Origin of the sequence: Moorena producens 3L, assembly GCF_000211815.1 — a bacterium.
In the GTDB taxonomy this organism is placed as follows: domain Bacteria; phylum Cyanobacteriota; class Cyanobacteriia; order Cyanobacteriales; family Coleofasciculaceae; genus Moorena; species Moorena producens.
This window is the reverse complement of sequence record NZ_GL890848.1, coordinates 1-8821: the sequence shown is the minus strand read 5'-3', so window position 1 is coordinate 8821 and position 8821 is coordinate 1. Positions and strand designations below refer to the sequence as shown.

General features: G+C 43.9%; 5 protein-coding genes and 2 pseudogenes. 5 read left to right on the top strand and 2 right to left on the bottom strand.

The window, feature by feature from the left end:
* Positions 1-207: 207 nt before the first annotated feature.
* On the top strand, positions 208-1995 hold the full coding sequence (gene aspS, locus LYNGBM3L_RS10000; protein ID WP_008181984.1) for an aspartate--tRNA ligase: 1788 nt from the start codon (positions 208-210) through the stop codon (positions 1993-1995).
* A 50-nt stretch (positions 1996-2045) separates the two neighbouring features.
* On the opposite strand, the gene LYNGBM3L_RS09995 is transcribed toward aspS, so the two are convergent.
* Positions 2046-2996: a lysylphosphatidylglycerol synthase transmembrane domain-containing protein gene (locus LYNGBM3L_RS09995; protein ID WP_008181983.1), complete on the bottom strand. Its 951-nt coding sequence runs from the start codon at positions 2994-2996 to the stop codon at positions 2046-2048.
* A 385-nt stretch (positions 2997-3381) separates the two neighbouring features.
* On the opposite strand from LYNGBM3L_RS09995, the gene LYNGBM3L_RS33830 reads away from it, so the two are divergent.
* Positions 3382-5829, top strand: coding sequence for an NACHT domain-containing protein (locus tag LYNGBM3L_RS33830; protein ID WP_008181982.1), 2448 nt, complete (start codon positions 3382-3384; stop codon positions 5827-5829).
* 262 nt (positions 5830-6091) lie between these two features.
* Here the strand turns inward: LYNGBM3L_RS33830 and LYNGBM3L_RS50210 are convergent.
* Positions 6092-6521, bottom strand: a pseudogene (locus LYNGBM3L_RS50210) (RidA family protein).
* A 162-nt stretch (positions 6522-6683) separates the two neighbouring features.
* Between LYNGBM3L_RS50210 and LYNGBM3L_RS09980 the strand changes: the two are divergent.
* From LYNGBM3L_RS09980 to LYNGBM3L_RS09970, 3 genes and pseudogenes are all read left to right on the top strand, one after another.
* Complete coding sequence (locus LYNGBM3L_RS09980; RefSeq protein WP_008181979.1) at positions 6684-7772, top strand: glycosyltransferase family protein; 1089 nt, start codon at positions 6684-6686, stop codon at positions 7770-7772.
* 17 nt (positions 7773-7789) lie between these two features.
* A complete protein-coding gene (locus tag LYNGBM3L_RS09975; protein ID WP_202799179.1) occupies positions 7790-8374 on the top strand; it encodes a hypothetical protein in 585 nt (194 codons plus the stop codon).
* 25 nt (positions 8375-8399) lie between these two features.
* Positions 8400-8821 (top strand): annotated as a pseudogene (locus tag LYNGBM3L_RS09970) (hypothetical protein); the annotation flags it as partial.

Here is an 8821-nt window from a genome sequence, read left to right as displayed (position 1 = left end):
GGCCTAGACTCGGGTCAAATGAGCTATAATTCAGACTTTGTGGTGCCTGAAATTGCCTGGGTCGGCTTATTGGCGGGGGATTTTAATCCTAGTCAAGTGCTGGTAAAACAGCACATATCATCCGTGAGGCTGAGAATCTAAGACTATAACGCGCCAGGGTTTAGCCTGATAAGTAAGTTAATTGAACCAGTATTATAGACAAAGACTATGCGAACTCATTATTGTGGTGAACTCCGAAGCCAGCACATTGGTGAAACTGTTACCCTGTGCGGCTGGGTCTCGAAACGTCGCGACCATGGAGGTGTGATCTTCTTGGACCTACGGGATATTAGTGGTATTGTCCAAATTGTTAGTGACCCTGAGCGTACCCCTGATTCCTATAAAGATGCCGATCACCTGCGCAATGAATATGTAGTAAAGGTTACCGGACGAGTTACTAAGCGTCCTGACGAGTCCCTTAATCCCAAATTGCCTACTGGCGAGGTAGAAATTTACGCTCTTTACATTGAACTGCTCAATAAAGTGCGTAAGCAGTTGCCATTTCAGGTGTCCAGTGCTGATACTGAGTCAGTGCGAGAAGACTTACGGCTGAAGTATCGCTATTTGGACTTAAGACGCGATCGCATGAGCAAAAACGTGCAACTGCGCCATCAAGTGATTAGAGGAATTCGCCGTTACCTGGAAGATGAACAAGGCTTCATCGAAGTGGAAACCCCAGTGCTAACTCGTTCCACTCCCGAAGGTGCTAGAGACTATCTTGTCCCCTCCCGTGTGAATCCGGGTCAGTGGTACGCTCTGCCCCAATCCCCCCAATTGTTTAAGCAGCTGTTGATGGTATCGGGTATGGATCGATACTACCAGATTGCCCGGTGTTTCCGAGATGAAGACCTCAGAGCTGACCGACAGCCGGAGTTTACCCAGTTGGACATGGAAATGTCGTTTATGTCCCAAGAGGAAATTCTCCAGCTTAATGAGACATTAGTATGTCACATTTTTAAGACAGTCAAAGGTATTGATATCCCCAGACCATTCCCCCGCCTCACTTACGCTGAAGCCATGGAACGCTACGGAAGTGATAAACCCGATACTCGCTTTGGCTTAGAACTAGTCAATGTCTCTGATTTGATGAAAGATTCTGGCTTCAAAGTCTTTTCCGGTGCAGTAAAGACTGGGGGTGTAGTCAAAGTTCTACCTATTCCTGGTGGTAATGAAGCTATATCGAATGTCCGGATTAAACCAGGGGGTGACTTATTCAAAGAAGCAAGCGAAGCTGGTGCTAAGGGGATAGCTTACATCCGGGTGAGGGAAGGAGGTGAAATTGATACCATCGGGGCGATTAAGGATAACCTAAGTCATAGCCAAAAACAGCAGTTATTAGAGGCAACTGGTGCTACTGCTGGTCATTTGCTGCTTTTTGGTGCTGGTTCAGCTGACATCGTCAATAAAACCCTCGACCGCTTACGACTTGTGATTGGTCAAGAGTTAGGATTAATTGATTCAACAAAGATTAACTTACTCTGGGTAACAGACTTCCCCATGTTTGAGTGGAATGCCGATGAAAAGCGTTTAGAAGCACTGCACCACCCATTTACAGCTCCCCATCCTGATGACTTAGATGATCTGAAAACGGCTCGAGCTCAAGCCTATGACTTAGTATGGAACGGGGTAGAAATCGGTGGTGGTAGTCTCCGGATATACCAGCCAGAGATTCAGCAACAGGTTTTTGAAGCTATTGGCTTGTCTGAAGAAGAAGCTCACAGTAAGTTTGGGTTTCTGCTGGAAGCCTTTGACTATGGTGCCCCTCCTCACGGTGGGATTGCTTATGGTTTGGATCGGCTAGTGATGCTATTGGCTGGGGAAGAATCGATTCGGGATGTGATTGCTTTCCCGAAAACCCAACAAGCACGTTCTTTGCTAACCGATGCTCCAGGTGGTGTGGATGATAAACAGTTAAAGGAGTTGTACGTAGCTTCTACCTATCACGATGAAGCATGAAATATGAAGTATGAAATATTATGAAGTATCAAGTATGAAGTATCAAGACTTCATTCTTCATCTTGATTAGAAGAGCGATCGCTTGGAGGTTCATTTAACCATGCCAGTGCCGCACCGCCAACTTCTGATAGAATACTGATCAAACGATACAAGGCAACCGAACTCAGCACCACTGCCGGAGCAAAGTCATGCTCTAGTAAACCCACTGCAGTGGCTTCAAATACCCCAACTCCCCCTGGTGCCCCTGGGACAATTAAGCCCAACAGCCAAGCTACACTAAACCCACTAAGCAACAGGGGGAGTTGGCTGGGGCTGATTGGACTTAAGGCTAACAGGGTAAGCAAAAAGCCTGAACCTCGCAATCCCAAAAAGCCCAATTCCCCCAACAATGGTAGGATTGGGTAGCGCTTGACCCGGATAATCTGATCAACACCCGATTCAATGCTTTTCTTCTTACCTGTTAATTTAGCTAAATACTGTAGGCATGGGTTTAAACACCAAGGATGAATCAGTATCAGTACAGCAAACAGAATTGGGAGTTGAATGATCCGGCTGGCCAAAGGAGAGCTGATCAAAGCCAGCAATAAAGCACCTACTGCCATCATGGGAGGTTCCATTAACACGCTCAGAGTAGCTACTCCCAATGGAACTCCTGCTGTTTTCGCTGCCCAGATCCGACCATAGAAGTGCCAAACGTTACCTGGTAAGTATTTGGCAATGTTAACTTTGAGATAGATCCGGATACACCACCCAACCCCTGGTTCTTGGTCGAATTCCCGCAGCATCCAATGCCAAACCCAGCCAGTCCAGGTGTGGGCTAGTAATGTCACGCCAACAGCGATCGCTAAACAAGTCCATCCAGAAGTGCTGATCCGAATCGCTAGCACTTCTTGCCAGTTGTCTTTCAAGGCTTTTGCTAAAAAGAATAATGTCCCACCTAAGATTACCCAGCGTAGGTAAGGTTTTAGGGGTGATAGGACTCGCTTAATCGCTACATTCATTGACTATCTATTCTACCATTTTTACAAAGTAATACGACACGAACGAAGATATCACAAATGACAGACAAAGAATGACAGTGATAAAATGCTAAAGACTCAATTAGATTACTAATAGTTGTAAATATATATCTGAAGTATAGCATTTTTTAGTAAAATTTATAAGTGTTCCTCGACTGTGATCGAGTCAGCCTGTTTACAGCAAATTGGGTTATGACGAGGTCACTATTGCAACAGTTTTTTGCCCAAGAGGATTGAGCGTTTACCGTTGACGGTTAACAGTCAAATTCAAGGATAGTCTTACCAGTAAATTACATCTTTAAGCGGCAACTTAGTATTAGACTCGCTTACACTCGAAAGCAAGGGGCTTTGTAGCAGTAGCATCACTATGCCAGAAAACATGTCGGACAAGCCATCGTTCCAAAACAAGTCAAAAGCTTTGGAACCGGAAGAAAACTTGGTCATGGGGTTGTGGGGAAAATTCACCTCACAGTTTAACGACGGAAAATCAACCTCACAGTTTCAAGACAAGTATTACCAAAGCTTAGTCTACGGTTTTCGTGACTTGAAGACAGTAGTGTTGAACACAAGGCTATCAAGGTTGGATTTCGAGCAGGTATTTGTCCCCCTAAGATTCGCTACAAAAATTCCAGGTAATAGACCATTACCTAAGACAAACTCCCATCAATCTCAGATCAGTCCGGAAATTTGGGATTTTATCGCCAAAATACCTAAAATACCAGCCTATCGACATTTGGCAATCATTGCCCCCCCAGGAGCAGGAAAAACCACTACCTTGCAGCATTTGACCCTGACCTATGCCAACAATGCTCACCGCCAGTATAAAGCGCCAAAACTAATTCCTATAATGGTAGATTTGCGGAATACTTGCGATCGCATTACTAGTGAGCAAACACCATTATTGGCACAGCTAGTTACGAAACAAGTTGAGGAAGGGTCATTACCAGGATTTGGTCAATCCGCAGGCTTGGAGAAACCTCCTGCTAATTGGTTTCGGGATCAGTTAGACAATGGCAAATGCTTAGTGATGTTGGATGGGTTGGATGAAGTAGCTGATCCGGATCAGCGTCAGCAGGTGAGTCAATGGGTTAACCAGCAGATGCAAACCTATTCCCAAACTGCTTTTATCCTGACATATCGTCCCCAGGGCTATCGTAGTATACTGAGGTCGCAGATCGAAACAGTTTTAGAAGTACAACCATTCAATTTCAACCAAATTCAGCAATTTCTTCAGGGCTGGTATCGACAAACTAAGATTAGTAGTCGAGGAAAACAATTATCAGCTCAGAAGCAAGTTGAGGATTTAGTAGAGCGGATTAGACATAATCCCTCGATAGCTTCAATGGCAAGCAACCCACTGCTCCTAACTATGATAGCTACCCTTCACGCTTGCGGTAGCATGTTACCAGAGCGTCGGGGAGAACTTTACAGCAAAATTTGCCATGTATTGCTGGAGGTGTCATCAGCTCAGAACATCCCTATACAGCTCACAACCGTGCAAAAACAATCAGTCTTACAAAGGCTAGCACTAGGGTTGATGGAACAGGAAACTTGTGAATTCACCCCATCTGATAGTCAAGACCATTTAGCATCAGTGGCGGGGAGTCCGCTAAAACCCAAGGAATTTCTTAAGCATATAGAGACAGCTACTGGGTTATTAGTGGAAAGGAGGCTAGGGATTTACGAGTTTGTTCACCAGAGTTTTCAGGACTATTTAGCCGCTGCTCAGGTAAAGGAACTGAACCAAGAGCAGATCTTGACTAAAAACGTGGATAATCCCTGGTGGACTGAAACTATCCGCTTCTGGGCGTCGGATGCTGATGGAACTAACTTGATTCGTGCAGCCTTGGAAAAGGGTACAGAAGAGTCTTTAGCTCTTGCTTATGATTGCCTAGCGCAAGGGTTGACCGTTAAGCCTAAGCTAGAGCAACAACTTGAACAAATCCTAGCAGCAGATTTAGCATCCCCTAATCCAGAAATTGCTCAGGTAGCTGCAGAGGTTAAGTTATCTAGGCGGTTGAATCAACTATTCCGGATTGATGACAGAATCGAAATTGCCTTGAGTTATATTACCTGTGCTGAGTATCAATTATTTTTGGATGAGACCCTAGCAGCAGGTGAGTATCATCAGCCAGATCATTGGGAAAGCAAACGGTTTATAGCGTTAGAGGGAAATCAGCCAATTACTGGAATTGGAGCTAGTGATGCAGAAGCATTTTGTAAATGGTTGACTCAAAACTACTCAACACCAGGATTCAGGTACAGATTGCCCACTTCCGATGAAGCACAGGAGTACCCAGCGATTGAACAGCCAGTAGGCTGCTGGTGCCAGGAAAAAGAACACAACGTGATTGTGGGCATAAAAGCAGCTAAGTGGAAAAATTGGCAAAAACAATTAGCTAATGTTGTTCAACTAGATATAGCTCTAGATTTAAACTTAGACTTGGAGGGGGAACTAGAACTGTTCCGATACCTAGATATCCAACTCTACCGATATTTAGAGCTTAACCTCTACCAATACCGAAACCTTTACCAAGAGCTTGAACAAAACCTCGACCTCGATCGATACCTTTACCAAAACCTTGAGCCATACCAAGACCTATACAAAGAACTCAAGCTAGGTCAATATATCCACCTCAATCCCTACCTCAACCTCGACTTTGACCGATACGAAAACCCAGATCTTAAATTACTTCGCTTCTATGTGCTGTTAGTGTTTATTGCCTGGACTGTGCGAGCTGATATTTATAAAAAAGCTGCTACCAATCCTCAAATCCTGAAACCTGTTCATTTGACAGTTGAAAATTGTCAATAATTAAGCCGTAAGTATGCCAGTAATAGAGATAAAATTGCGCCAATTTACACATTATTTTTATTAATGGATGAGCGACGAACTGGTCGAATGCCAGCTTGGGAGGGGATTCGGGTTGTTCGAGAAAAAGTTAACTAAACTATCAAATAAAAAAGGCAAAATTAAGAATAGTTATAAATTTAAATGCCTATTAGCTTACTATGGACGAAGAGGGTTAGCTAAATGCTAATAGCTAAATGTAAATCTTACGAATTTACCATTATCCTTAATCACCACAATAAACAATCAAATCAATTTCTATATCACCATTACCAGCAAGACCCATGACTCCAACCGTTGTTCGACAAGGCAACCTATTGTTAAAATAAGAAGCATATAAGTCATTCACTGTCTGGTAGTATCTAAAATCAGTCAGAAAAATGCGAGTCATAACTACCTGCTCGAAGCTAGTGCCAGCATGGTCTAAAACCAGCTTCAAGTTTTCCATTACCTGTTTAGTCTGTAAGGTGCGCTTTCCTATGGCGAATTAAATTACGGGGTCGCACCTCCTCAATTGACCCAATTATTACTTTTCCAGTGACAGGGTCCTCAGCTAGCTGTCCCGTCACAAATAGAAAATCTCCTGCCCGAACAGCGTGGGAATAAGGGGCTACAGGTGGCAGAACATTGTTCGGTAAAGTGATATATTCCAGCACGTTTTCAACTCCTTTAAAAAAAAACTTTAAATTTTTTATGAATTCGATTTTAAAGTGTGGAAATTATAATCAAGGTAGTAACTGCCAAAGTTAGCCACTTGTGGTTTATTTTTGTTAGCCTGCATGAAAGCCTTCAATTAACTCAATACCTGAGCTCCTAGAATGTCTAGACCAGTTTTATACATCGCTATCACTAGCCACGGTTTTGGTCATGCTGTACGTACTGCCTCCGTAGCTGCGGCTATTCAACGACTGTGTCCGGATATCTTACTGATTCTAGTAACAACAATACCACGCTGGTTATTAGAATCCTACATTCCGGGGGATTTTATTCATCGCCCACGGGCTTTTGATGTTGGTGTTATTCAAACCGACAGCTTAACAATGGATAAAGAGGTAACATTAACCAAACTACAGCAAATTCGCTTCAGTGCTAGATCAATTATTGCTAGTGAGGTTGACTTTATTCGTAACAATCGAGTCGGGCTGATCTTAGCCGATATTCCCCCCTTAGCTGTAGGTATTGCTCAAGCGGCTGACATTCCCTGTTGGATGATGAGTAACTTTGGCTGGGACTTCATCTATCGAGACTGGGGAGGAGAATTTGCCGAGATTGCCGATTGGATCAGTGAGTATTATCGAAAATGCGATCGCTTATTTCGCCTTCCTTTACATGAACCCATGAGCGCCTTCACCCATATCACCGATGTGGGGTTAACAGGCGGCTCCCCAGGCTACAGTGCAGACCAATTAAGGAAGAATTTTGATCTGAAGTCTCCAGAGTTTAAAACTGCTTTACTCACCTTTGGGGGATTAGGGTTGGAACAAATTCCTTACCACAATCTATCTAGATTCCCTGACTGGCAGTTTATCACATTTGACTCTCAAGCACCAGATTTACCCAATTTACTTAAAATCAAGGATCACGACTATCGACCAGTGGATTTCATGCCCTTGTGCTCGCGAGTGATTTCCAAACCGGGATACAGTACTTTTGCCGAAGCGTTACGCCTGGATATCCCAATTGCTTCAGTTACCCGCTCTGGATTTGCTGAAGCCGCTATCCTAATAGAAGGGGTGCAAGACTACGGTCACCATCAGATTTTAACACCGACAGAATTTTTCCACGGCAAGTGGGAATTTCTCCATCATACTCCCAAGCCTCCCAGAAAATCTCAAAGCTTGGTAAAGGATGGAACAGACAAGATTGCTAAAGATATTGTTAACTACCTCCAGACTTACACTAAATAGCCTAAATAGCCCCTGCCATGATATCTACCGTAGATTCGCTTATAGAACAGATCCAGAATAGCCACAATTCTATCCCAAAGTCCATCGACACACCAGAAACCTCTATCACTCAAGAGCAGACGTCTTTCCCAAGCCTGGAGTTGGCAGCACGAGACGTTCGTATGGTGCTCGATCAACAAAGGGAGCGCAGTCAAACCTTGACCACAAAACTCAATATCTTGTTTGTCACTAACGGAGCCTTATTAACGAGTTTAACCATCTCTGGGCTAGTATTTTTCCGCAGCCCCTTTGGTATTGCTGAGATACTGGGATTTATGCTTAATTTTACCCTACTAATCCGTGCTTTTCTCCCGCGTCAGATAGCAGTCAGTCCCAACTTGGGAGATAAAAAATTCCTAGAACGCTACCTGGTACTCTCACCAGAACAATACCAACTACAGATGCTGGTTAATCTGGTAGAGGCTTATAATGCAAACAGGCAGCGATTAGAAGATTTTTCTCTATCGTTGAAGTATTCTGCTTATGTAACTTGGGGGGTTGCCTTGATTATTACGTTGAATGTCATAGCAGAGTTTTGCATTCCTGCGCTTAAACTGATGTGATGTATTGTTGGCTTTCGCTCAGACTATGAATTCTAAACAGGTTAATAACAAACCCTCTGGAGAACCCTTGAGTTTACCGGAACCAGACCCAGAGAACATCACTGTCTTGACCCGTAACCTGCCCAACGAGCCAATTCTGCCCTGGAATCACTATGATTCCCCTTGGCGTGAAGGGGAACCGGAGAATCCAGAGGCATCGGAAAATTCCGAGCAGGCAGATGAGTCGAGTGACAATCAATCTGCAACTGAGCCAGAATCAGCAGAAAAGCCAGAGTTATCAGAAACTGCTGCTCAACTGGATAAGTTGTATACAGAAGAATTGGCAGAATTGGCAACTGTCCCTGAGTCGTTATCAGAAGATACTCTAGAGTCATCAGAAACTGCTGCTGTGGTGGATAAGTCTGCTGACAATCCACCAACAGCTGTAGCCACAGAAACCTCGGAAAC